This is a genomic window from Roseobacter sp. TSBP12 (assembly GCF_009129705.1).
Taxonomy (GTDB): domain Bacteria; phylum Pseudomonadota; class Alphaproteobacteria; order Rhodobacterales; family Rhodobacteraceae; genus Celeribacter; species Celeribacter baekdonensis_A.
Window position 1 is genome coordinate 1 of record NZ_PYIB01000083.1, and the last position, 1358, is coordinate 1358.

At 57.7% G+C, this 1358-nt stretch carries 1 protein-coding gene; it reads right to left on the bottom strand.

Going from position 1 to position 1358, the window contains the following annotated elements; genetic code table 11:
• Positions 1-252 precede the first annotated feature (252 nt).
• The gene (locus C8029_RS20920; RefSeq protein ID WP_009574308.1) at positions 253-1272 is read right to left on the bottom strand and encodes an IS110 family RNA-guided transposase; all 1020 of its coding nucleotides are present in this window, start codon (positions 1270-1272) and stop codon (positions 253-255) included.
• Between the last annotated feature and the right edge of the window lie 86 nt (positions 1273-1358).

Genomic DNA, 1358 nt, shown 5'->3' on the forward strand with positions numbered 1-1358 from the left:
TCTGTGGGTGGCTCCCGCATTGCAAGCGTTTTCTGGCAATTTCTGCGGTTATTTTCGTCAGTACCGTCGTCTGTCCGGCCTGTTTATGTTTTGGCATTGCCTCCACTGGCCCTGATGAGTTCCGCAAGCGAGGTTCCAATCGGCTTATCGACCTCAAAGGGCCGCTGCCATTCCCGGAGTGTCCTTGCTCTTGGTTGACTTAATTCCGCATCATCACTTCAACGTCTTGCATCTCGTAGGCAACCGGTGCGCTTAGAACGCGGGTTGCCGGTATTCCTGTTTCTTGGTGAGCATCGCCCAGACGGCCCGGGCTGCCTTGTTTGCCATCGCGACTGTTGCCAGCCGGAAGGGTTTGTCGGCAACGATCTTGGCTGTCCAGAGATCGACTTTCTGTGGTGAACGTTTCGCCATCACAGCGCGAGACGTCATGCCCACGACCAGTAACTTTCGAATGTAGCGATCACCCTGCTTTGTGATCTTTCCAAGACGTTCCTTGCCGCCGCTTGATTTGTTGAGCGGGGTCAGTCCGAGCCAGGCCGCCAGATCGCGTCCGGTCCGAAACTGTTTTGCATCGCCGATCGTTGCGACAATCGCCGATGCCGTGATCGGCCCGATCCCCGGCATGCGCATCAATCGGCGGGCATCCGCACTCATCATGGCATGTTGCTCAATCATCTTTGAGTAGCCGGCAATGCGTTCGTTCAGCCCGAGGAACTGGTAGCATTGGACGCCGAGAAGTCCGTTTGCGATCTCCGGCATGTCAGGATGATCGCCGTCCAGGTGGCGCTTTGCGAAGGCGGCCACCGCTTCGATCCCGATGGGCAAGATATGCCCGAACTCGCGCAAGAGACTGCGGATCATGTTGGCCAACTGGGTGCGCTGCCGGACCGCCAGATCGCGTGTGCGGTGGATCGCGAGGATGGCCTGCTGCTCCTCCGTCTTGATCTCGACAAAGCGCATCGTCGGGCGCCGAACCGCTTCACAGATTGCCTCGGCATCAACAGCATCCGACTTGCCGCGCTTCACGTAGGGTTTGACGTATCCGGCGGGCATGAGTTTCACCTCGTGTCCCAATTTGCGCAGCTGGCGACCCCAATGGTGGGACGATCCACACGCCTCCATGCCCACCAAACAGGGCGGCAGCGTCTCAAAGAAGGCAAGCAGCTTCGCCCGCTTTATGGCCCTATTGAAGATGACCCGACCATTCTCCGAAATGCCGTGAACCTGAAAAACATCCTTGGCCAGATCAAGGCCTACTGTCTTAACTGTCATTGGGTGGCTCCTTTCCTAGCAGTCATTGATAACTGCACTTTGGCACATTCGATGCCGGTGGAGCAGGAGCCACCCACCTCATCCGC

Coding starts and splice junctions, on each gene's coding strand:
- C8029_RS20920 (WP_009574308.1), bottom strand. CDS start 1,272: ATGACAGTTAAGACAGTAGGCCTTGATCTGGCCAAGGATGTTTTTCAG.